19 protein-coding genes are annotated in these 21,415 nt (G+C 72.2%); 7 read left to right on the top strand and 12 right to left on the bottom strand.

Features of this window, described 5'->3' with window-relative positions; genetic code table 11:
- The first annotated feature begins 141 nt into the window (after positions 1–141).
- Together pdxH and GLX25_RS07035 are read left to right on the top strand one after the other, a co-directional pair.
- Entirely contained in the window at positions 142–852 is a 711-nt protein-coding gene (pdxH, locus tag GLX25_RS07040; protein WP_155841619.1) for a pyridoxamine 5'-phosphate oxidase, read from the top strand.
- A gap of 80 nt (positions 853–932) precedes the next feature.
- On the top strand, positions 933–2,471 hold the full coding sequence (locus tag GLX25_RS07035) for an MFS transporter (RefSeq protein WP_155841617.1): 1,539 nt from the start codon (positions 933–935) through the stop codon (positions 2,469–2,471).
- A gap of 28 nt (positions 2,472–2,499) precedes the next feature.
- Here the strand turns inward: GLX25_RS07035 and GLX25_RS07030 are convergent, their stop codons facing one another.
- On the bottom strand, positions 2,500–3,153 hold the full coding sequence (locus GLX25_RS07030; protein ID WP_166548562.1) for an NADPH-dependent F420 reductase: 654 nt from the start codon (positions 3,151–3,153) through the stop codon (positions 2,500–2,502).
- Between the two features lie 186 nt (positions 3,154–3,339).
- Here GLX25_RS07030 and GLX25_RS07025 point away from each other — a divergent pair, with 186 nt between their 5' ends.
- Positions 3,340–4,455, top strand: coding sequence for an LLM class flavin-dependent oxidoreductase (locus GLX25_RS07025; protein WP_155841615.1), 1,116 nt, complete (start codon positions 3,340–3,342; stop codon positions 4,453–4,455).
- A gap of 18 nt (positions 4,456–4,473) precedes the next feature.
- Here the strand turns inward: GLX25_RS07025 and GLX25_RS07020 are convergent, their stop codons facing one another.
- The 9 genes from GLX25_RS07020 to GLX25_RS06980 all read right to left on the bottom strand — a co-directional run bounded on the left by GLX25_RS07020 (position 4,474) and on the right by GLX25_RS06980 (position 12,909).
- Positions 4,474–5,676 (bottom strand): cation:proton antiporter, encoded by a 1,203-nt coding sequence (locus GLX25_RS07020; protein WP_155841613.1) that lies wholly within the window; start codon positions 5,674–5,676, stop codon positions 4,474–4,476.
- Between the two features lie 13 nt (positions 5,677–5,689).
- Complete coding sequence (locus tag GLX25_RS07015; protein WP_166548561.1) at positions 5,690–6,184, bottom strand: cation:proton antiporter regulatory subunit; 495 nt, start codon at positions 6,182–6,184, stop codon at positions 5,690–5,692.
- A 99-nt stretch (positions 6,185–6,283) separates the two neighbouring features.
- Positions 6,284–7,156: an alanyl-tRNA editing protein gene (locus GLX25_RS07010; RefSeq protein ID WP_155841609.1), complete on the bottom strand. Its 873-nt coding sequence runs from the start codon at positions 7,154–7,156 to the stop codon at positions 6,284–6,286.
- Positions 7,156–7,335, bottom strand: a complete 180-nt coding sequence (locus GLX25_RS07005; protein WP_155841607.1) for a hypothetical protein — start codon at positions 7,333–7,335, stop codon at positions 7,156–7,158. Before GLX25_RS07005 ends, GLX25_RS07010 begins: the two co-directional genes overlap by 1 nt.
- Before the next feature lie 74 nt (positions 7,336–7,409).
- Positions 7,410–8,576, bottom strand: a complete 1,167-nt coding sequence (locus GLX25_RS07000) for an acyl-CoA dehydrogenase family protein (RefSeq protein WP_166548560.1) — start codon at positions 8,574–8,576, stop codon at positions 7,410–7,412.
- A 263-nt stretch (positions 8,577–8,839) separates the two neighbouring features.
- Positions 8,840–9,679, bottom strand: a complete 840-nt coding sequence (locus GLX25_RS06995; protein ID WP_155841605.1) for an HNH endonuclease — start codon at positions 9,677–9,679, stop codon at positions 8,840–8,842.
- Positions 9,680–9,782: 103 nt separating this feature from the next.
- Positions 9,783–10,703: a DUF4349 domain-containing protein gene (locus GLX25_RS06990; RefSeq protein WP_155841603.1), complete on the bottom strand. Its 921-nt coding sequence runs from the start codon at positions 10,701–10,703 to the stop codon at positions 9,783–9,785.
- Positions 10,704–10,827: 124 nt separating this feature from the next.
- Positions 10,828–11,658 carry an aldo/keto reductase gene (locus GLX25_RS06985; protein WP_155841601.1) on the bottom strand — a complete coding sequence of 277 codons (831 nt, stop codon included), beginning with the start codon at positions 11,656–11,658 and terminating at the stop codon, positions 10,828–10,830.
- 42 nt (positions 11,659–11,700) lie between these two features.
- Positions 11,701–12,909 carry an MFS transporter gene (locus GLX25_RS06980; RefSeq protein WP_166548559.1) on the bottom strand — a complete coding sequence of 403 codons (1,209 nt, stop codon included), beginning with the start codon at positions 12,907–12,909 and terminating at the stop codon, positions 11,701–11,703.
- A gap of 95 nt (positions 12,910–13,004) precedes the next feature.
- Between GLX25_RS06980 and GLX25_RS06975 the strand changes: the two genes are divergently transcribed.
- Complete coding sequence (locus GLX25_RS06975; protein ID WP_166548558.1) at positions 13,005–13,340, top strand: ArsR/SmtB family transcription factor; 336 nt, start codon at positions 13,005–13,007, stop codon at positions 13,338–13,340.
- Complete coding sequence (locus tag GLX25_RS06970) at positions 13,340–13,840, top strand: SRPBCC domain-containing protein (RefSeq protein WP_166548557.1); 501 nt, start codon at positions 13,340–13,342, stop codon at positions 13,838–13,840. Before GLX25_RS06975 ends, GLX25_RS06970 begins: the two co-directional genes overlap by 1 nt.
- Here the strand turns inward: GLX25_RS06970 and hrpA are convergent.
- Positions 13,830–17,882, bottom strand: a complete 4,053-nt coding sequence (gene hrpA / locus GLX25_RS06965) for an ATP-dependent RNA helicase HrpA (protein ID WP_155841597.1) — start codon at positions 17,880–17,882, stop codon at positions 13,830–13,832. The genes GLX25_RS06970 and hrpA overlap by 11 nt on opposite strands.
- Before the next feature lie 54 nt (positions 17,883–17,936).
- Positions 17,937–19,301, bottom strand: coding sequence for an FAD-binding oxidoreductase (locus GLX25_RS06960; RefSeq protein ID WP_155841595.1), 1,365 nt, complete (start codon positions 19,299–19,301; stop codon positions 17,937–17,939).
- Positions 19,302–19,405: 104 nt separating this feature from the next.
- Between GLX25_RS06960 and GLX25_RS06955 the strand changes: the two genes are divergently transcribed.
- Positions 19,406–20,023 carry a TetR/AcrR family transcriptional regulator gene (locus tag GLX25_RS06955; protein WP_155841593.1) on the top strand — a complete coding sequence of 206 codons (618 nt, stop codon included), beginning with the start codon at positions 19,406–19,408 and terminating at the stop codon, positions 20,021–20,023.
- Positions 20,024–20,133: 110 nt separating this feature from the next.
- A complete protein-coding gene (locus tag GLX25_RS06950) occupies positions 20,134–20,970 on the top strand; it encodes an aldo/keto reductase (protein ID WP_155841591.1) in 837 nt (278 codons plus the stop codon).
- Positions 20,971–21,415: the final 445 nt, after the last annotated feature.

Genomic DNA, 21,415 nt, shown 5'->3' with positions numbered 1-21,415 from the left:
ACCTATGTCACGAGACATGAGCGACGTATCACCTGTGACACATGTCGTGAACTCAGACACCCCTGGGTCCACCAACCTGATGAAGCCCCCGGAATCCGCTCGGATCCCGGGGGCTTCGTCGTCGCCTCCTACGCTGGGACCATGAGCGACGCGATCGACCCCGACCGGACGGACCCCGAGCGGATCGACCGGGCCGTCGAGCACGCCCTGACCCGCCGCAAGGACTACGGCGAGGAGCGGCTCGACGAGGCGCAGCTCGCGGAGGACCCGTTCGTGCAGTTCGACCGCTGGCTGGCCGACGCCGACGACCGCGGGGTGTACGAGCCCAACGCGATGGTGCTCGGCACGATCGACGCGGATGGCGTGCCGTCGAGCCGGACCGTGCTGCTGCGCGGCGTCGACGACCGGGGATTCGTCTTCTACACGGATCGCTCGTCGCGGAAGGGGCGGGCGCTCGCGGCGAATCCGACCGCCACGCTCGTGTTCCCGTGGTACCTCGTCCACCGGCAGGTGATCGTGACCGGGACGGTCGGGACGATCGAGGAGGACGAGTCGGACGCGTACTGGGCGACCCGGCCGTACGGGTCCCGCATCGCGGCGACCGCGAGCCGCCAGTCGGAGCCCATCGGCTCGCGCGCCGAGCTCGAGGAGCGCGTGCGCGAACTCGAGGAGGAGTACGCGGGCGTCGATGACATCCGCCGTCCGGAACGCTGGGGAGGGTACCGGCTGCGACCCTGGCGGGTCGAGTTCTGGCAGGGGCGGACGTCGCGGCTGCACGATCGACTCGTCTTCCAGCGCGACGGCGACGCCGCGGCGGGCTCGCCCTGGCGGGTCGAGCGCCTGCAGCCGTAGGCGACCGCGTCCATCCGCGCCGACCGCCGGGGGTCCCAGCAGGGCCGGAGCCGGGTCGGCGCGGGCGTAGGCTGGAGCGGATGTCGCAACCCCCGGTGCCTCCCGTTCGCGAGGCGAACGATCACCGCTGGCGCGCCTACTGGGTGTGCGTCGGCGTCGCCGCGCTCACGATCATGGACCTCACGAAGGTGAACGTCGCGCTGCCGTCGATCGAGGAGGCGCTCGGCGCCGGTCCGACGGAGCTCGGCCTGCTCGTCTCGGGCTTCGTGCTCGCGTTCGGCCTCACGCTCGTCCCGGCCGGGCGACTCGGCGACCAGGGGTCGCGCAAGACGATGTTCATCGTCGGCCTCAGCCTGTTCGCGCTCACGAGCCTCGTCTGCGCGCTCGCGCCGAGCGCGCCCGTGCTGCTCGCCGGGCGCCTGCTGCAGGGCGTGGCCGCCGGCATCCAGATGCCCCAGGTGCTCGGCATGGTGCAGCAGCTCTTCCAGGGTGCGGAGCGCGGGGCGGCATTCGGCCTGTTCGGCGCGACGATCGGCATCGCGACCGCCTTCGGCCCGACGCTCGGCGGGCTCGCGATCGCGATCGGCGGGCCCGACGACGGATGGCGCGGCATCTTCTGGATGAACGTGCCGCTCGCGCTCGTCGCCATCGCGTTCGCCGCGCGGCTGCTGCCGGGGCGCCCTCCCGGCGAGGCGAGGCGCATCTCGCTCGACCCCGTCGGCGTCGGGATCTTCGGCGTGGTCGTCACGTCGCTCATGTGGCCCTTCCTCCTCACCACGGGCTCGCCCGACGACGACCCCGCGCGCTGGTGGACGCTCGCCGTCTTCGCGGTCGCGCTCGGCGCGTTCCTCTGGTGGGAGCGGCGGTACGCGGCATCCGGCAGGGCGCCGCTCGTTCCCCTCGACCTCTTCTCGCTGCGCTCCTATCGCAACGGCACGCTGCTCGCGACCGTGTACTTCGCGGCGATGCCGGCGTCGTTCCTGCTGACGACGCTGTACCTGCAGCAGGGCCTTGGGCTCGAGCCCGTCTTCGCCGGGATGGTGACGATCGGCTTCGCGCTCACGAGCGCCGTCACGTCGTGGCTCGGCGGCCGGCTCGTGAACCGCGTCGGGCGGCCCCTCGTCGTCGGAGGGCTCGTCCTGCTCCTCATCGGGTTCGGGCTGCTCGTGCTCGTCGCCGTGGCGACGCCGCCAGACCTCACGCCGTGGCTGATGGCGGCCGTGATGCTCATCGGCGGGGCCGGCGGCGGGTTCGTCATCGCCCCGAACCAGGTGCTCGCGCTCGCCGACATCCCGATCCGGCGGGGCGGGCTGGCGGGTTCGGTCGGGCAGCTCGGCCAGCGCATCGGCACCGCGATCGGCACGGCCGTCGCGCTCTCGCTGTTCTACTCGACGGTGTACCGCGGGCAGGGTGCCGAGCCCCGGATCGACGTGTTCCACCAGGCGTACGCCGTGGGGATCGCCGCCGTCGGCGCGCTGCTCGTCGTCGCGCTCGTCGTCGGGCTGGTCGACCTCCGCCAGCGGCTCGGGACCGCGCGCACCGAGCGCGAGCGTCCGGCCGATGAGGCGCCGCCCCGGCCGGTGATCGATCCGGAGACGGACGGGCCGGTCTCGGCCTGACGGCGTCAGGCGTGCCGACGCGCCGCCGTCATGCCGCGACCGCGCGCTCGGCCTCGAGCAGGCGTGCGAGTTCGCGCGCGGAGAGCTCCCGCCCGAAGGCCGGGTGGCCCGGTTCGAGCGCGCGCCCGTTGCCGAGCGCGCCGCCGTCGACCGGATCGAACCCGAGGTCGTCGATGATGCGGGCGACCGCCTCGCGTGCGTCGGCATCGTCGCCGACCACCGCGATCGCCCGTCGGAGCGGCGAGCCCGGCGGCATGGGGTCGTCCTCCATGTCGTGGTAGCCGAGGTGGTTGAGGGACTTCACGACGCGCGCGGCGGGGTTCAGGGCCGCGTGGATCTCGCTGGTGGTGCGCTCGTCCGCGTCGATCTCGGGGATGTGTCCGTCGACCGGGGGCCAGTAGTTCGTGGCATCCACCACCACCTTGCCGTCGAAGGACTCCCACGGCACGGTCGGCGCCTTGCCGAAGGGCACCGCGACGACGATCACGTCGGAGTCGGCGGCGAGGCGATCGGCGTCGGTCACACGCGCGCCCGGCGCGACGACCGAGACGAGCAGCTCGAGCGCCGTCTGGCGCGGCGAGCCGGCGAGCGCGACCTCGTAGCCGGCATCGACGAGCAGGCGCGCGAGCGCGGTGCCCACCTTGCCGGCGCCGAAGATGCCGATCGTCGGTCGTTCCGCCACGTGCGCTCCTCCGCTCCTGCCCGGCTGCCGGGCGCGCCAGCATCGGGACGGCCACCCGGGGCCGTCTCCATCGTGAACGCGCTCGCCGGGGCGAGCATTCCCCGATCCCCACGGAATAGTCTCTCAGCAGACGGGGTTCCGATCAGGTGCATGCAGATGCATCGATCACAGGACAGGGAGCAGCGGATGGCGCGCAACCACGAATTCGGACTCGACACCTTCGGCGACGTGACCCTCGGGCCGGGCGGCGATCCGCTGCCGCAGGCGCAGGTCCTCCGCAACGTCGTCGCCGAGGCGGAGCTCGCGGATCGACTGGGCCTCGACTTCTTCGGCGTCGGCGAGCACCACCGCCACGAGTTCGCGATCTCCGCGCCCGAGGTCGTGCTCGCGGCCATCGCCGGGCGCACCGAGCGGATCCACCTCGGCTCGGCCGTCACGGTCCTGAGCTCGGACGACCCAGTGCGCGTCTACCAGCGGTTCGCGACGCTCGACGCGGTCTCCGGGGGACGTGCCGAGGTCATCCTCGGTCGAGGCTCGTTCATCGAGTCCTTCCCGTTGTTCGGCTACGACCTCAGCCAGTACCAGGACCTGTTCGAGGAGAAGCTCAACCTGTTCTCCGAGCTGCTCCCTCAGGAGCCGGTGACGTGGACCGGGAAGCTGCGCGCCTCGCTCACCGACCAGGAGGTCTTCCCGAAGGTCGAGCACGGCTCGCTCCGGACCTGGGTCGGCGTCGGCGGGAGTCCCGAGTCCGTCGTCCGCGCCGCGCACTACGGGTTGCCGCTCGTACTCGCGATCATCGGCGGCAGCCCCGTACGGTTCGCCCCGCTCGCCGACCTCTACCGCAAGGCGCTCGCGCAGTTCGGCCACGAACCGCAGCCCGTCGCGGTGCACTCGCCCGGCATCGTCGCCGAGACCGACGAGCAGGCGCTCGAGACCCTCTGGCCGCACTACGAGGTCATCATGAACCGCATCGGCCGCGAGCGCGGCTGGGGGGCCGTGACCCGCGAGCACTTCGAGGGCGAGGCGGGACCGAACGGTGCGCTCTACGCGGGTTCGCCCGAGACCGTCGCCCGGAAGATCGCAGCGACGCTGCGCACGATCGGCGGGCAGCGCTTCGACCTGAAGTACTCCAACGGCACGCTGCCCCATGAGGCGATGCTGCGCACGATCGAGCTCTACGCGACCGAGGTCGTGCCGCGCGTCCGGGAGCTCCTCGCCGAGGCCGAGGACGAGGACGACGGGGCCGTGGACGAGGACGGGGCCGCGGCCGAGTCCGCCGCGGGAGACCGCAACGGCGTCTGACGGCCCGACCGTCGCGCGCTACGGCTTGGCCGCGGAGAGCCCCTTCCTCCCGGGGTTCGACCGGCGTCGCACCGCGGCGCGGAACCACTCGGCATCCGGCAGGCGTGCCAGGAACGTCCCCGCGAGGATGGTGATGAGCACGTAGCCCGTCGCGAGCGGCGCCAGCGCGGGTTCGATGCCCGAGCCGACCGCGAGCCCGGCGATGACGATCGAGAACTCCCCGCGCGGGGCGAGCACGAGGCCGGCGCGCCACTGGCCCAACGTGCCGACTCCGGCGCGCCTTGCGGCGTACGCGCCCGACACGAGCTTCGTGAGGATCGTCAGCGCGGCGAGCGCCGCCGCCGGCAGCAGCATCGAGAGGATCGCCGACGAGTCGGTGGCCAGCCCGAAGAAGACGAAGAAGATCGCCGCGAACAGGTCCCGCAGCGGCGTGAGCACGGCACTCGCGTTGGCCGCCACGCGGCCCGAGAGCGCGATGCCCACGAGGAAGGCGCCGACCGCGGCCGAGACGCTCACCTCGGCGGCGAGCCCGGCGACGAGCATGACGAGGCCGAGCACCCCGAGCAGCAGCGGCTCGGCGTGCTCGGCTGGGAAGAACCGCGAGATGACGTGGCCGTGGCGGAGGGCGAGGAACAGGATCACGATGACGATCGTGACGGCGATGGCGACGCCGATCGCGCCCTGCAGGAGGCTCGCGCCGACGACGAGCGCCGACAGCACCGGCAGGTAGAACGCCATGGCGAGGTCCTCCATGACGAGGATGGCCAGCACGCCCGGCGTCTCGCGGTTGGAGAGCCGGCCGAGGTCGCGCAGCAGCTTGGCGATGACGCCGGACGACGAGATCCAGGTCACGCCGGCGAGGGCGACGGCGGCGATGGGCCCCCACCCGAGCAGCAGCGCGAAGGCCGCGCCGGGCAGCGCGTTCAGCAGCGCGTCGACGATGCCGGCGCGTCGCGACGACCGGAGGCCGATGACCAGCTCCTCCGCGGTGTACTCGAGCCCGAGCAGGGCGAGCAGCAGGATGACGCCGATCTCGGCGCCGGTGGCGAAGAACTCCTCGCTCGCGTCGAACGGCAGGAGGCCGCCGTTGCCGAAGGCGAGGCCGAGCAGCAGGTAGAACGGGATCGGGGAGAGGCCGATGCGGATGGCGAGGCGCCCCAGGAGGCTCATGGCGAGGAGCAGCGCGCCGACTTCGATGAGGAGCAGCGTGGTCTCGTGCATCGGGCCCCCGGCGTCAGTCGGGGCCGTTGGCGAGCAGTCGGGCCAATCCGTCGAGTCCGTCGCGGGTGCCGACGGCGACGATCACGTCACCGGCGCGCAGCACGTCGGAGGGGATGGGCGACGGGATCACCTGTCCGTCGCGCATGATCGCCACGATCGACGAGTGGGTGCGCGTGCGCGCCTTGGTGTCGCCGAGGGGGTGGTTCAGGTAGGGCGAGTCCGTCGGCAGCGCGATCTGCTCCGTGAAGAGCCCGGTCGTCATGTCGGACAGGCTGGTCAGTCGAGCGAGCATGACGGAGGCGCCGAGCACGTCGGCGAGGGCGGCCGCCTCGTCGTCGCTCAGCGGGATGGTGTCGCGGCACTCGTCGGGGTCGTCCTCGTCGAAGACCCCGAGGTCGCGCTCGCCGTCCCGGTGCGACACCACGCTGATGCGCCGACCGCTGTCGGTGACGAGGTCGTGGCGGAAGCCGATCCCGGGCAGGTCGACCTTTTCGATGCGAATTCCCACGATCGTCATCGTAGACCCGTCCGGGGACCTCGCGGCTGAGGAACGCTCAGGGATCGGCGGGCGGGCATCGCCGCGGACCCGACGCGGGTGCGATCGGGGTCAGGCGGATGCCGCGGCGCGCGTGGTCATCGCGAGCACGGGCGTGCCGCCGTCCTCCTCCATGGCGAACGAGACCCGCACGGCGCCGAGCTCGCCGAGCGAGCCGACGTGCGTCCCGCCGCACGGGATCCGCGCGGAGGCGTGCGGGAGCTCGCAGACCCAGGTGCGCCGGTCGGTGAGGTCGTGGCCCACGCGTTCGACGCGCACCCTGGCGTCGTCGGCGACCCAGTCGGCGAGCGTCGCGTCGACGGATGCCGCGAGCTCGTCGAGCCCGTCCGCGAGCCCGGCCGCGTCGAATCCGGCCCGACGCAGCGACTTGTTCAGCCGGTAGCGATCGACCGAGCCCGACGGCTCGATGCGCGAGGACGCGATCGCGATGCCGTCGAAGTCGGGCGAGCCGAGCGCGTCCTCGCGCGCGGCCTTCGACCAGCGGCCCGCCAGCGCACGGTTCAGGGCGAGCGAGGCCGCGTGGCAGGCGGTGTGGCCGATCGAGAGTGCCCGGCGGGTCGCGGCATCCGCCTCGAGCTCGACCTCGTCGCCCTCGCCGACCTCGGCGTCGGCGTCGAGGAGGTGCGCGACGAGGAACGACCAGCCCTCGGTGCCGGGACGGGCGGGCACGCTGCCGATGTGCAGGTCGGTGCCGTCGGTCGCGGCGACGACCGCGTCGCGGATCGGGTACTCCCGCACGCCCGCGCGGAGCACGCCCGCGTCGGCGGGCTGGTCGGGCCAGGCGGTGTCGACCGGGTGGATGCTCGTGCGGTCCGTGATCACGGCGAGGCGTTCGCCGTGCGGCGACACCGCGAGGACCCGTGCCTCGGCGCGGAGGTCGCCCGCGGGATAGGTGACGATCGTGTCGGCGCCGGGCAGCCCCATCAGACGCCGGACTCGCGCCGGCCGAGGACGTTGAACGGGATGGCGAGCGACAGCGAGACGCAGACGATGCCGCCGAAGAAGACGAGCGCCTCGAGGCCGACCACCACGTCGGCGATGCTGAACACCCACATTCCGAACACGAACAGCGCCATGGCGATGAGGAACGGGAACACGCTCACGAGGGACCTCCTTCGGACGCGGCGGACCGCCGCGGCGCCAGTCTAGCCAGACGACGGGGTGCTCCGCCGAGCCGTCAGTCCGCCACCGGGCCGAGCCAGGCGTTCGCGATCGTGTTCAGGGCGCCGTCGTCGCTCGAGGGGTGGAAGACGCCGGCGAGCACGTCGCGCTGGAGACGCCCGAGCTCGTTCCCGGCGAAGTACGTCGCGCCGCCGGCGACCCGGACCGCAGCGTCGACGACGTCGCGGGCGACCTGCACGGTGCGCACCTTCGCGCCGGAGAGCTTGGCGAACCAGAAGGCGCCGTGGTCCGTCCCGTCGGCGACGTCGTCCGCGAGGCCGACGAGCTGCGGCGTGACGCCGTCGAGTGCGAGCGCGGCCTCGGCGATGCGGCGACGCACCGCCGGATCCTCGGACCGGGCCAGCCCGGTGCGGGCCGACGTCCGCGAGCGTGCGGCGTCGACCGCGAGCGCCAGCGCCCGCTCGGCGAGGCCCGCGTACACGGCGCTCAGGAAGAGCTCGAAGCACGCGAAGATCGCGAAGACGAACGGGTCGGGGTTCGGACCCGGGTCGAGTCGCCGCACGATGCGGTCGGATGCCGCGACGGCACCGTCCAGGACGGTGGTGCGGCTCTGCGTGGCGCGCATGCCGATCGTGTCCCAGTCGTCGAGGGTCCGGACGTCGGGGTCCTCGCGGTCGATGAAGCCGTAGACGAGCTTCGGGCCGTCGACGGACGCCGTGTCGAGCCCGTGCACGCCGAGTCGCGTCCACGCGGGCGAGAGCGAGGTGAAGATCTTGCGGCCCGTGTACCGGACGCTGCCGTCGGGCTGCGGGTCGGCCATCGTGCCCGAACCGAACAGCATGAGGTCGTTCCCGACCTCGCTGATCCCGAACGCGAAGACCTCGCCCGCGGCCGCCTCGGACAGCACGAAGTCGAGGGCGTCGTCGCCGCGGTCGTGGAGCACGCGCGCGACGCCGGTCCAGACCAGGTGCATGTTCACGCCGAGGGCGGTCGCGGGGGCCGCGGTCGCGAGGCGCGACTGCGCCCGCACGACGTCGGCGAGGCTCCAGCCGAGGCCGCCGAGACCGGCGGGCACGAGCGCCCCGAGGTAGCCCAGGTCCGCGAGCTCGGCGAGGTCCTCGGCGAAGAACGCGTTCTCGCGGTCGTAGCCGGCGGCGCGTTCGCGGAACCGGGTGAGCAGGTCGTCGTCGAGCAGGGATTCCGGGGTCGTGTCGGCGGTCACGGCGCCAGCCTACGCCGGGCGGTCGGCACCTTCAGGGGCTTGGGAAAGGAGCTTGTCGCAGCAAACGGTCTGGGACCGAGCTCCGAAGGCGTCGCGATAAGGCCGTCCGTGGCCGGAGGGCGATATCAACGCCGAGGTCGTCGCGCGAAGCACCTCCACCTGGTCGAACAAGTGGCAGGTTCTGCGAGGACCGAGCCTTGCCGGCGAGAGAGGCGCCCGAGTTATCGATCAATGGCACGCCACGGGAAGCAGTCGAAGCGGATTCACCTTGAGCCTTTCGCGAGGTTGCACGACTGGCACGTTACGCGGAGGTTGTCGACGTCCAATGGTGCTCCGCCATTGGCAAGGGGGACAACATGATCAATGTGGAGTCGCTGGGGGTGCGGCCCGGACGTGACGAAGACGTCAGTACCGCAAATTCGGCAGCGGAGTCCGTCTCGTGCGACGACGCGCATTCGAGCATCTTGCCACGCAGCTCCCACCGGTCGAACGCCGAGGGCGGGCGGTCGCCAGCCCAGCGCGTTTCGTCCAGGTCGAGGAAGTTCTCCGGGGAGCAGGCCGTCCAGCTTCTTGACGAAGGCTGCCAGTGCCTCGTCGCGGTGCTGAATCACGTCGCGCTGGGTAAAGCGCTGGGCGGTCATGTCGATCTGGAGGGTGGTAAAGGCCTCGCGCACGTACAGTTCGAGGTACTCCACGCCCAACCCCACTAGCCCTCGTCGCGCCGCACGAATGCGTGCGACGCCGAGGCGAGCGCGGACGGCGCCTTCGGCGTCCATCCAACGGAGCCATGCATCGATGATCCCTCGCTCTTCCTCGGTCGGAATCAGGATCGTCTCGCGGACAGTCTCGATGAGGTCCTCGACGAGTAGGTCTCGGGCGGCGGCCATCTGCTGTTCGGCGTTGGGCCCATCGAGGGCGAGCGTGCCGTTCACGAGAGCCCGGGTGAGCGCGTCACCCACCTCATCTGCGATGACGATGGTCAACTCGCCGGAGGACGGGATGCGGGTCTGCTCGTGGAGGATACGGTTGGTCGCGGAGAGTGGGTCCGCCCACTCGACCCAAGCAGTGATGCGCTGGTGTTGATCCGGGGTGAGTCCGCTCATGACGATACATTCCGTTCAATAGCGAATGCCGAGGATGCAAGAGTACGCCAGGGCCTAACGTACACTCTTGGCGATCGCGGCAAGGCAGCGCTCACGGCGCCACCTACGCCGGACGGTCGCCCTCGCCATCGGTCTTGGGCGCACCCCCGCGCGGCCCGCGCCCGCCGCGGGTCGCGAGCACGATGATCCCGACCACGATCGCGGCGAGCACCGCGAGCAGCGCGAGCCACGGCAGCATGACGCCGATCAGCACGAGCAGGCCCGAGACGAACCCGACCAGCGCGTTCCATCCGGCGACGACGCCGCTCCAGAAGTCGTTCGGGCCGGCCTCCGGTGCGAGGCCCTCCGACAGCAGCTCGACCGTGAGCGTCGAGTAGTCGACCTGGTCGACGAGGGCGTCGCGCTGGGCCGTGAGCGCGTCGAGCTCCGACTGACGGGTGGTGAGCTCGGACTCGATCGCGATGAGGTCGCCGACGTCGTCGGCCTCCGCGAGGAGCGAGCGCAGCCGATCGACGGAGGTCTGCAGCGACTCGATCCGCGAGTCGAGGTCCCGCCGCTGCTGGCTCACGTCGGTGGAGTCGAGCTGGACCGAGTCGACCTCGCCGAGTTCCCTGAGATCGGCGAGCACGTCGTCGAAGCGGTCGGCGGGGATCCGCACGACGAGCGTCGCCCGCGCCTGCTGGGTCTCGGTGCCGGGGGTCTCGTTGCGGCTGTCGATGCGTCCGTCGGCGGCGTCGACCAGCGCGGCGACCTCGGCGGCCGAGTCGATGGGGTCGTCGACGGTGATCGCCATCCAGCCGGTCTTGATGACGTCCTGGTCCTCCTCGATCGAGCCGGCCTGCTCGTCCTCGGTGAACGGCTGCTCGTCGCGCGGCGCGACGCCGCCGCCGTCGGCGGGCGCCTCCATTCCGATGTCGGGCTCGGACGTGCCGCTGTCGGAGCCTCCCGAGGCCATGCTGCAGCCCGTGAGGAGGAGCGCGGAGAGGGCGACGAGCCCTGCGATTCGGATTCCTCGGCTGTCCATGCGGTCACCGTAGCCCCGCGGCCGGATCCGATGTCTGGATGCCGGCTGCAAGTCGGGTCACGATCGGGTTGCGGTCCGCTGTGAGCGTGCAGGCCGAGACGGATGCCGCGTCCCGCGCGCCGCGTCAGTCGGAATCGGGGTCCCGGCCCGTGCGCTCGCCGGACTCGAGGGTCGCGATGGCCGCGACATCCGCTTCGTCGAGCTCGAACGAGAACACGTCGAGGTTCTCGGCGATGCGCTCCGGGCTGGAGGCCTTCGGGATCACGATCGTGCCCTGGGCGACGTGCCACGCGAGCACGACCTGCGCGACCGAGCGGCCGTGCTTCGCGGCGATCGGCTCGAGCACGGGGTCGCCGAGGAGCCGCCCGCGCGCGAGCGGCGACCACGCCTCGGTGCGGATGCCGGCTCGCTCGTGGAACGCGCGGAGCTCCCGCTGCGGCAGCCACGGGTGCAGTTCCACCTGGTTCACCACGGGCGAGACGCCGGTCTCGCCGATGATCCGCTCCAAGTGGTGCGCGTGGAAGTTCGAGACGCCGATCGAGGTCACGCGGCCCTCGTCGCGGAGGCGCACCAGCGCCCGCCAGGTGTCGATGTACCGGTCGCGCGACGGCACCGGCCAGTGGATGAGGAAGAGGTCGAGCCGGTCGAGCCCGAAGCGCGCCATGGCCGCGTCGAACGCGCGGAGGGTCTCGTCGTAGCCGTGGTCGTCGTTCCAGACCTTGCTCGTGACGAAGAGCTCCTCGCGGGGCAGGCCGGATTCGCGCACGGCGGCGCCGGCCTCGGCCTCGTTGCCGTAGAGGGCGGCGGTGTCGAGGTGCCGGTAGCCGAGCTCGATCGCGCTGAGCGCGAGTCGCGTGGCATCCGCCGCCGGGACCTTGTACATGCCGTAGCCGACCTGCGGGATCGCCCGGCCGTCGGAGAGCGGGATCAGGGGTGCGAGGGGCGGATGCGGCATCCGTTCGCCTTTCGTCTCTGGATCGCGTCGGCGTCGAGCCCGTCAGCTCGGCGTGATCGTGACCGGTTCGGTGTCGGGGATCGGGCTCGCGTCGCGACCGCGCAGGTCGGGGTGCCATCGCCGCGCGAGCGCGGGCACGACGAAGCCGAGGAAGGCGAGTACGGTCGCCGCCCAGAACGCGCCGACCGCGTCGAAGCCGTCGATGAGGAAGCCCGCGAGCGCCGAGCCGAGCGCGGCGCCGATGAGCTGGCCCGTGCCGACCCATCCGTAGGCCTCGGCGGTGTCGGAGAACTTCACGCTCGCCGAGACGATCGCGAACAGCACCGCGAGGGCCGGTGCGATGCCGATCCCGGCGATGAAGAGGGTGAGCGCGAGCCACCAGAAGTCCATCGAGAACGCGGCGAGGGCGGTGCCGGCGAACACGATGAACATGCGGCGGGCCGTCGACCACGGCCCGATCGGGACGTGCCCGAGGCCGAGGCCGCCGGCGAGGCTGCCGATCGAGAAGATCGCGAGCACGATGCCGGCCTCGGCGCCGTCGTGGCCGAACGCCGCGACCACGCCCGCCTCGATCGCGGCGCACGCGCCGATGAGGAGGAAGCCGACGATCGTCGCGAGCATCACCGGCGGGCGCGCGAGCACCTTTCCGAACGCGCGCTTCGAGCGGGGGATGCGCACGCGACCCAGCTCGGGCGAGGAGATGAACCAGACACCGCCGACGACCATGAGGGCGGCGGCGAGCAGGATGCCCCAGACCGTGCCGATCTGCGTCGAGACGAACGTCGTGACGACCGGGCCGACGACCCAGATGATCTCCTGCGCGGAGGCGTCGAGCGAGAAGAGCGGCGTGAGCTGCCGCGAGTTCACCATCTTCGGGTAGATCGTGCGGACGGCCGGCTGCACGGGCGGCGTCGCGAGGCCGCACACGAACCCGATCGCCATGTAGAGCGGCACCGTGAGCGGCAGCACGCCGATGGCGACGACGGAGGCCACGCACACGACGAGCGTCGTGATGAGCACGGGTCGCATGCCGAACCGGCCCATGAGCCGGCTGGTCATGGGTCCGGCGATCGCCTGCCCGATCGAGGTGGCGGCGAGCACGAGTCCGGCGGCGCCGTACGATCCCGTCTGCTGCTCGACGTGGAGCAGGAACGCGAGCGAGAGCATGCCCGAGGGGAATCGTGCGGTCAGCTGGGCGGCGATGATGCGCGCGACGCCCTTGGTCCTGAGGAGATCTGTGTAGCCGGCCACGGTGGCTCGATCCTATCGACGCGGATGGCGCCCGCCCGCGCACCGCGATCGCATCAGTTCTTCCATATATAACATCAGAATGATAGGATGGCGGCGTGCACGCGTTCGACGTCCTGGGCGACCCGGTGCGCCGCCGCATCCTCGACCTGCTGGCCGACGGAGAGCGGCCGGCGGGCTCCGTGGTCGACGTCGTCGCGGGCGAGTTCGGCATCACGCAGCCCGCCGTGTCGCGGCACCTGCGGATCCTGCGCGAGCACGGATTCGCGACCGTCCGCGCCGACGGCGCTCGCCGCATCTACGCGCTCGAACGCACCGGGCTCGACGCGGCCGACGCGCAGCTCGAGCGCTACCGGCGGCTCTGGCCGCAGCGGCTCGACGCCCTGCACACCGAGATCGCGCGCGGAGCGCGCGCCCGACGGAAGGACGCATGATGGCCGTGACCGGAGAGATCCACGCCGACGAGCCCGGGTTCCGGCTCGCGTTCGACGACGTCTACGACACCGACCCCGACGACCTGTGGGAGGCGATCACCACGCCCGAGCGCCTCGCTCGATGGATGGCGGCGTACCGCGGCGACTTCCGGCTGGGCGGGCACTGGCAGGCGCTCACGCGCGACGGCGAGGTCTACTGCGACGGCGAGGTCGTCTCGTGCGACCGGCCGAACGGGTTCACGACGACGTGGACCGTGGTCGGCGAGGCGCCGACGCTCCTGACCGTCCGCCTCGAGGCCGACGGGGCGCGCACGCGACTCAGCCTGCAGCACGAGCACGTGACACGGCCCGACTACGGGCCCGGCTGGCACACCTACCTCGAGAGCCTCGCCTGGCACCTCGCCGACCCGGCCGCCCCGAAGGACCGCGCCCGGTGGGACGCCCGGTTCGAGGAGCTCGAGCCGGGCTACGCCGCGCGGCTCGCCGCGCTCACTCGGTGAGCGCCTTGACGACGCGCTTGACCGAGACGGTCTCGGCGGTGCGCAGTTCCTGGGCGAAGAGGCCGACGCGGAGCTCCTCGAGCATCCACCTGACCCGCACGAGCCGCGCGTCGGCCTCGGCGGCGATCGGGAACGTGCCGCCGGCCTTCTCGTAGGCCGTGCGGGCCTGGTCGAACTCGGTCACGACCTGGCGGTCGCGGCCCGGGTTCTCCTGCATCCGCCGCACCCGGACGGTGATCGCCTCGAGGTAGCGCGGCAGGTGCCGCAACCGCTCGAGCCCGGTGCCCGACACGAAGCCGGATGGCACGAGCGCCTCGAGCTGCGACCTGGCGTCGGCGAGCGCCGACATGAGCTGCAGGCTCGACGCCTTCGAGATCGCGCGGTCGGCGTCGCGGGCCGCGATGAGGATCCTCGACACCAGGCCCACCGTCTCGAACATCCGATCCATGACGTTCGCGGAGACCGCGTCGCGCGCCGCCTCGAACTCGGCGCGCGTGCGCACGAGCCCGTCCGCGTGCCGCTCGCGCAGCTCGGCGTCGACCACGGCCGCGAGGCAGTCGTCGAGCAGCGCGCGCGGGCCGGCGTACGCGCTCGAGGCCAGCGCGAGCTTCTCCTGGTTCGACAGGTGCTCCTGCACGTACGCCACCGGCGTCGGCGTCGCGAGGATCAGCAGGCGACGGATCCCGCGGCGCGACGCCCGGTCGCGCTCGTCGTCGGTCGCGACCAGGCGCAGCGCCACCGAGGAGCCCTCGTCGACGAGCGCGGGATACGCGCGCACTACGTTGCCGGCCTGCCGGGTGTCGACGTGGGCGGGCAGGTCGTCCCAGTCCCAGGTCGTGAGGCCCGTGCGCTCGGCGAAGGTCGGGCCGGATGCGGCGGCTGCGCCGGGCGCACCGCCGCGTGCGCCGCGCCTCGGCCCGCGGTCGTCGCGGCCCGAGGCATCCGTACCGGTCGCCGACCCGCCCGGGGCCGAGCCCGAGGCATCCGCCCGACCCTGCCCGCGACGACCCGCAGGCGCGTCGGAGAACGTCGAGGCGACCGCTCGGCCCGCCCGCTCGGCGAGGCGCGCCTGCAGCGCGGCGAGGTCCTTGTCGTCGCCCGCGGTCCGACCGCGCTCGTCGACCGCCCGGAACGTCACGCGCAGGTGCGGCGGCACCCGGTCGAGGTCGAAGTCCTCGGCCGTCACGGGTGCATACGTGAGGCGCTTGATGACGCCGGCGACGGTCTCGGCGAACGGCGCACGCGCCTCGCCCGCCTCGGGTCCGTCGGGCAGCTCGGCGGCGATCTTCGCCGCCCACTCCGCGGCGGGCACGACCTGGCGGCGCAGCACCTTGGGAAGCGTCCGCAGCATCGCGGTGATGAGCTCGTCGCGGAAGCCCGGAACCTGCCAGTCGAAGCCAGTCGGATCGAGTCGCGGCAACAGCACGAGCGGCACCTGCACGGTCACGCCGTCGTCGTCGGCGCCGGGCTCGAACCGGTAGCGGAGCGTCAGGGTCTGGTCGCCCTGCCGCCAGCGGTCGGGGAGTCCGCCGTCGGTCGAGACCTCGTCGTCGCCGAGGAGGTCGGCGCGCGTCATCGTGAGCAGGTCGGGGTGCGTCCGGTGCTCCGCGCGCCACCAGCGCTCGAACGCGCGCGCGTCCGTGGCATCCGCCGGCAGTCGCTGCTCGTAGAAGGCGACCACCGCCTCGTCGCCCGCGAGCACGTCGCGGCGACGCGTGCGTTCCTCGAGCTCGCCGAGCTCGCGCCGCAGCTCGCGGTTGCGACGGACGAACGCGAACACCCGCTTGTCGAGCCGGTTCCAGTCCCAGTCCTCCTCGACGAGCGCGTGCCGGATGAAGAGCTCGCGTGCGAGGGCGGCGTCGACCCGGGCGAGCTGGATGCGGCGCTTCGGGATGATCGGCACGCCGAACAGCAGCACCTTCTCGTCGGCGACCGCCGAACCCTGGCGGCGTTCCCAGCGCGGCGAGGAGTACGAGCGCTTCGCGAGGGGGCCGGCCAGCTGCTCGGCCCAGGCCGGGTCGATCGCCGCGGCCGTGCGCGCGAACAGGCGGCTCGTCTCGACGAGCTCGGCCGCCATGATCGCGGCCGGCGGCTTCTTCGCGAGCGCCGACCCCGGGAACACCACGAACCGCGCATTGCGCGCCCCCGCGAACTCGGCCTGCGGGCGCCGTCCGCGGCGCTCGGCCTCGCGCTGGGTGCCCGCACCGCCGCGACCGCTCGAGGTGCGGCTGTCGTCGCGGATGCCGATCTGCGAGAGGAGCCCGGCGAGCAGCGACCGATGGATGCCGTCGGGGTTCGGCGCACCCGCCGCGCTCGCCACATGGAGGCCGAGCGGCTTGGCGAGCCGCACGAGCTGACGGTAGAGGTCCTGCCATTCGCGCACGCGCAGGTAGTTGAGGAACTCGGAGCGGCACATGCGGCGGAACGCGCTGCCCGAGAGCTCGCGCTGCTGCTCCTCGAGGTGGTTCCAGAGGTTCAGCAGCGTCAGGAAGTCGCTCGTCGGGTCGACGAACCGCCGGTGCATCTCGTCGGCCTGCTCCCGGCGCTCGAGCGGCCGCTCGCGCGGGTCCTGGATCGTGAGTCCCGCGACGATCGCGAGCACCTCGCGGCTGACGCCCTGCGCCTTCGACTCGAGCACCATGCGCGCGAACCTCGGCTCGATCGGCAGGCGGGCCAGCTGGCGGCCGATGCGGGTCAGCTGCGGCCCGGCCGCGGCATCCGCCTCGTCGATCGCACCGAGCTCGCGGAGCAGGTCGACGCCGTCGCGGATGCCACGGGCGTCGGGCGGCGTCAGGAAGGGGAAGTCCTCGACGGCGCCGAGGCCGAGCGAGGCCATCTGGAGGATGACCGCCGCGAGGTTCGTGCGCAGGATCTCGGGGTCGGTGAACTCCGATCGCTTCTCGAAGTCGTCCTCGGAGTAGAGGCGGATGGCGATGCCGTCGCTCGTGCGGCCGGAACGGCCGGAGCGCTGGTTCGCCGACGCCTGCGAGATCGGCTCGATCGGGAGGCGCTGCACCTTCGACCGCGCCGAGTACCGGCTGATGCGCGCCGTGCCGGCGTCGACGACGTAGCGGATGCCGGGGACCGTGAGGCTCGTCTCGGCGACGTTCGTCGCGAGGACGACCCGGCGCCGCAGTCCCGCGACGTTCGACGGTTCGAACACGCGGTGCTGGTCGGCCGACGACAGCCGCCCGTACAGCGGCAGCACCTCGGTCACGTCGGCCGCGCCGCGACGCGCGGCGTGCGCGCGCACGGCGACCTCGGCGTCGCGGATCTCGCTCTCGCCCGAGAGGAACACGAGGACGTCGCCGGTGGCCTCGCGTCCGAGTTCGTCGAGCGCGTCGAGGATGCCCTGCTGGACGTCGCGGTCCTCGGCCGCCGCGCCCTCGTCGTCGGCCTCCTCGCCTCCGCCGGAGCCGGCGGACTCCGAGACGAGCGGACGGTACCGGACCTCCACCGGGTAGGTGCGCCCGGACACCTCGATGATCGGAGCCGGCTCGCCCGAGGCATCCGGGAAGTGGGCCGCGAAGCTCTCGGGATCGATCGTCGCGCTCGTGATGATCACGCGCAGGTCGGGCCGGCGGGGAAGCAGGCGCTTCAGGTACCCGAGCAGGAAGTCGATGTTGAGGCTGCGCTCGTGCGCCTCGTCGATGATGATCGTGTCGTACCGGCGCAGGTCGCGGTCGCGGTGGATCTCGTTCAGCAGGATGCCGTCGGTCATCACCTTGATGCGCGTGGCCGCGCTCGCGCGGTCGGTGAAGCGCACCTGGTAACCCACGAGGTCGCCGAGCTCGACCCCGAGCTCCTCCGAGACCCGCTCGGCGATCGTGCGCGCCGCGATGCGGCGCGGCTGCGTGTGCGCGATCGACTCACGGCCCAGTTCGAGGCAGATCTTGGGCAGCTGGGTGGTCTTGCCCGAGCCGGTCGCGCCCGCGACGATGACGACCTGGTGGTCGCGGATGGCGCGCGCGATGTCGTCGCGTCGACCGCTGACCGGCAGGTCGGCCGGGTACGTGATCGTGGCGGGGACGGGCGCGGGCATAGCCCTCCATCCTAGCCTCGCGCCGGCCGCGCGGACGCGCGCGTCGCGGTGCGCTCAGGCGGCGGCGTGCGCGGCCGCGGGCGGGACGTGGTGGTTGCCCAGGACGCGATCTCCAGGATCCCAGGTCGCCTTCACTGCGCGCAGCCGCGCCCAGGTCGCGTCGTCGAAGAACCGGCTCGCGTCGACGGGGTGCTCGACGAAGTTCGGGTACTCGCCCACGAGGTGGGGTGCGAGGACGTCGTCGAGTGCCGCCAGCCCGCGGGCGACCGCGGCGCCGGACTCGGCGTCCATCGGCACGCCCAACCCGAAGACGAGGATCTCGCCGGGGAGCGTCGCCCGTGCCCCCGCGTCCGCCGGCCGCCGGCCGAAGGCGCCGCCGATGTGGCGGATCTGGAGCATCGCGAGCGAGCCGCCGGTTCCCGCCAGCTCGGCCACCGCGTCGATCGTCGCGTCGGGGAGGTCGTCGACGAGCGCCGTCGTCGAGCGGTACGGCAGCGGCGACTCGGGATCCATCGCGAGCGTCCCGAGCGCGATCGGCTCCTGCATGCCGAGCGTGTCCATCGAGGGGCCGAGCGCCTCCAGCGGGCGCAGGAGCCTGCGCGCCTCGGCCTCGCTGCCGAGGTGGGCCGCCATGACGATCGCGAACGACCGGCCGCGGACGACCTCGGGGATCTCGGGCGTCGGCGGGAAGTGGATGACCGTGACCCAGGTCGTCAGCTCCTCGGGGAAGGTCGGCAGCAGCCGCGTCCAGGTCCGGAGCACGTCCGCGGTGCGGTCGACGGGGAAGAAGAAGGATCCGGCGGTGAGCTCGGGCACGGCGACGACGTCGAACTCGATGGCGGTGACCACGCCGAAGTTGCCGCCGCCGCCGCGCAGCGCCCAGAACAGGTCGTCGTGGTGCTCGGCGTCGGCGCGCACGACCTCGCCCTCGGCGGTCACGAGCTCGATCGCGCGGACGGCGTTCGTCTGCAGGCCGTGGCGTCGGGTGAGCCATCCGATGCCGCCGCCCATCGAATACCCGGCGATGCCGACGTCGAGCGACGAGCCGTGCAGCCCGGCGAGCCCGCGTTCGGAGAGCATCGGTGCGACGTGCTCCCACTTGGCCGCGGCGCCGACGCGAACCCGTCGTTCGGCGTGGTCGATCTCCACGTCGAGCATGCGCGACGTGTTCACGAGCAGGGCGCCCGCGAGCGTGTCGCGCGACGAGGCGCCGTGACCGGTGCCCTGTGCCGCGACGCGCAGTCCGGCACGCCGGGCCAGCGCGACGGCCTCGACGACCTCCGCCGTGTCGCGCGGAAGGGCGATCAGCTCCGGACGCTGGTCGTCGAGCAGGTTGAACGTCCCGCGTGCCTCGTCCCATCCGTCGTCGCCCGGAGCGAGGACGGTGCACGCGGCGGAGGCGATGTCGATCGTGGTCATGGTGGTCGGCCTTTCAGTGAACAGCAGTGTGCGACGAAAGAACGGTACGACCCGGATCGCCGGGTTGTCAATTGATCGAACACATATGTGCGTAGAATTCAGGGATGGCACGGAGATACGAGCAGAGGGCGCGCGCGGAGCAGCAGGAGCACACCCGCCGCCGGATCGTCGAGGCGGCGCTCGAGCTGCATCGCACGGTCGGTCCCGGCGAGAGCTCGTTCAGCGCCGTCGCCGAGCGGGCCGGCGTCCAGCGCAGCACCCTGTACCGGCACTTCCCGGACGACCGCGCCCTGTTCCTCGCCTGCTCGGGCCTGCACGTCGACGAGCATCCGTTCCCCGACGCCGCACCGTGGCGGGCGATCGCATCGCCCAGGTCGCGCGCCGAAGCCGCGCTCGCCGAGGTGTACGCCTACTGGGCGGAGCACGAGTCGCTCATCGCCAACGTGCTGCGCGACGGAGAACGCGACCCGGTGCTGCACGAGGTGAACGAGCTCCGCATGGGCGGCCCGATGGCCCTCGCCCGCGACGTGCTCGTCGAGGCGTGGCCCGAGCGCGCTCGGACGCGGGAACTCCTCGCGGCCGCGGCGCTCGCCGTGGACTTCCGGACCTGGCGGACACTGGTGCGCCGGAGCGGGCTCGACCAGGCGGAGGCCGTGGCGCTCATGGCCTCGAGCCTCGCGAGCGCCGCCGACCGCGGTGCCGCGTCGGCCTCGGCGGCCTGAGCGCGGGCTCGGCTGACCGACTCCGCGGGCGAGCACCCGGCGCCGCGCGCCGCGTTCGCGCCCCGCGAACGAGGGATGGCTCGGACGGCGGGAACGTGTTGCATGGCGGTATGAGCGACACTCTCGTACCGCGAATCCAGTTGAACGACGGCCACTCGATCCCGCAGCTCGGCTTCGGCGTGTTCCAGGTCGACCCGGCCCAGACCGAGCGCATCGTCACCGATGCGCTCGAGGTCGGGTACCGCCACCTCGACACCGCGCGCATCTACGGCAACGAGGAGGGCGTCGGTCGAGCGGTCGCCGCCTCCGGCATCCCGCGCGAGGAGCTCTACGTGACGACGAAGCTCTGGAACGACGACCAGGGCACGCAGTCGGCGCTCGACGCCTTCGACGGCAGCCTCGATCGCCTCGGGCTCGAGTACGTCGACCTGTACCTGATCCACTGGCCCGTGCCCGCGCAGGACCGCTACGTCGAGTCGTGGCGGACCCTCGAGCAGATCCGCGAGTCGGGACGCGCGCGCTCGATCGGCGTCTCGAACTTCATGGTCCCGCACCTGCAGCGCCTGCTCGACGAGGCCGACGTGGTGCCGGCGGTCGACCAGATCGAGCTCCACCCGGCTCACCAGCAGCCGGAGACGACCGAGTTCGCTGCCGAGCACGGCATCGGGATCGAGTCGTGGGGCCCGCTCGGGCAGGGGAAGTACCCGCTGCTCGAGCTGCCCGAGGTGGCCGAGGCCGCCGCGGCGCACGGGAAGACGCCCGCGCAGGTCGTCATCCGGTGGCACCTCCAGCGCGGCTTCATCGTGTTCCCGAAGTCGAACCGGCGCGAGCGCATGGCCGAGAACTTCGACGTCTTCGACTTCGCACTCTCCGACGGTGAGATGGAGCGGATCACGGCGATCGAGCGCGCCGGCCGGCTCGGGCCCGACCCGCGGCACTTCGGCTGACCGATCCGGCGCTGATCGGGGGTTCGGCCCGGTGGTCGAGCCCACGGCGACGGCGAGCGGATGGCGCGACACGCGCGGGATCCGAGACCGATTTGTGATCCGGGGTCGGCGCTGCGTATGGTTGTCCACGTCGCCGCGGCGGCCGGGAGCGAAAGCCCCGGGCGAAGCGGACAGGTCTTAGCCAAACAGCCTCGTAGGCGCTTCATTGCGACTCGGTTGCTTCAAGCCTAAGATGACGATTCCACACCTCCTCGAAGCGGATGCCTCCGGGCCGACGTTTCAGGGGCACGACTCCGCGCCGGCTCAGCCGTGCGGATCGGATCCGCAGGAGCGCGTGGTACAGTAGGGAAGTTGCCTTGAGGGCAGGCCGTTGGGCTGTAACTCGGGTGCGTCCGTTCCTTGAGAACTCAACAGCGTGCACTATGTTCAATGCCAATTTTTTGAA

Source organism: Agromyces luteolus (genome assembly GCF_009729855.1).
Taxonomy (GTDB): Bacteria; Actinomycetota; Actinomycetes; order Actinomycetales; family Microbacteriaceae; genus Agromyces; species Agromyces luteolus.
Note: the sequence above shows the minus strand (reverse complement) of the source record. Positions and strands in the feature narration are given on the sequence as shown.

Excerpts from the sequence above, each read along its gene's own strand:
- GLX25_RS06955 (WP_155841593.1), top strand. The coding sequence starts at position 19,406 with ATGGCACGGAGATACGAGCAGAGGGCGCGCGCGGAGCAGCAGGAGCAC.
- pdxH (WP_155841619.1), top strand. The coding sequence starts at position 142 with ATGAGCGACGCGATCGACCCCGACCGGACGGACCCCGAGCGGATCGAC.
- GLX25_RS06970 (WP_166548557.1), top strand. The coding sequence starts at position 13,340 with ATGGCCGTGACCGGAGAGATCCACGCCGACGAGCCCGGGTTCCGGCTC.
- GLX25_RS07035 (WP_155841617.1), top strand. The coding sequence starts at position 933 with ATGTCGCAACCCCCGGTGCCTCCCGTTCGCGAGGCGAACGATCACCGC.
- GLX25_RS06995 (WP_155841605.1), bottom strand. The coding sequence starts at position 9,679 with ATGAGCGGACTCACCCCGGATCAACACCAGCGCATCACTGCTTGGGTC.
- hrpA (WP_155841597.1), bottom strand. The coding sequence starts at position 17,882 with ATGCCCGCGCCCGTCCCCGCCACGATCACGTACCCGGCCGACCTGCCG.
- GLX25_RS07020 (WP_155841613.1), bottom strand. The coding sequence starts at position 5,676 with ATGCACGAGACCACGCTGCTCCTCATCGAAGTCGGCGCGCTGCTCCTC.
- GLX25_RS06990 (WP_155841603.1), bottom strand. The coding sequence starts at position 10,703 with ATGGACAGCCGAGGAATCCGAATCGCAGGGCTCGTCGCCCTCTCCGCG.
- GLX25_RS06985 (WP_155841601.1), bottom strand. The coding sequence starts at position 11,658 with ATGCCGCATCCGCCCCTCGCACCCCTGATCCCGCTCTCCGACGGCCGG.
- GLX25_RS06960 (WP_155841595.1), bottom strand. The coding sequence starts at position 19,301 with ATGACCACGATCGACATCGCCTCCGCCGCGTGCACCGTCCTCGCTCCG.
- GLX25_RS07025 (WP_155841615.1), top strand. The coding sequence starts at position 3,340 with ATGGCGCGCAACCACGAATTCGGACTCGACACCTTCGGCGACGTGACC.
- GLX25_RS06950 (WP_155841591.1), top strand. The coding sequence starts at position 20,134 with ATGAGCGACACTCTCGTACCGCGAATCCAGTTGAACGACGGCCACTCG.
- GLX25_RS07010 (WP_155841609.1), bottom strand. The coding sequence starts at position 7,156 with ATGGGGCTGCCCGGCGCCGACACGATCGTCACCTATCCCGCGGGCGAC.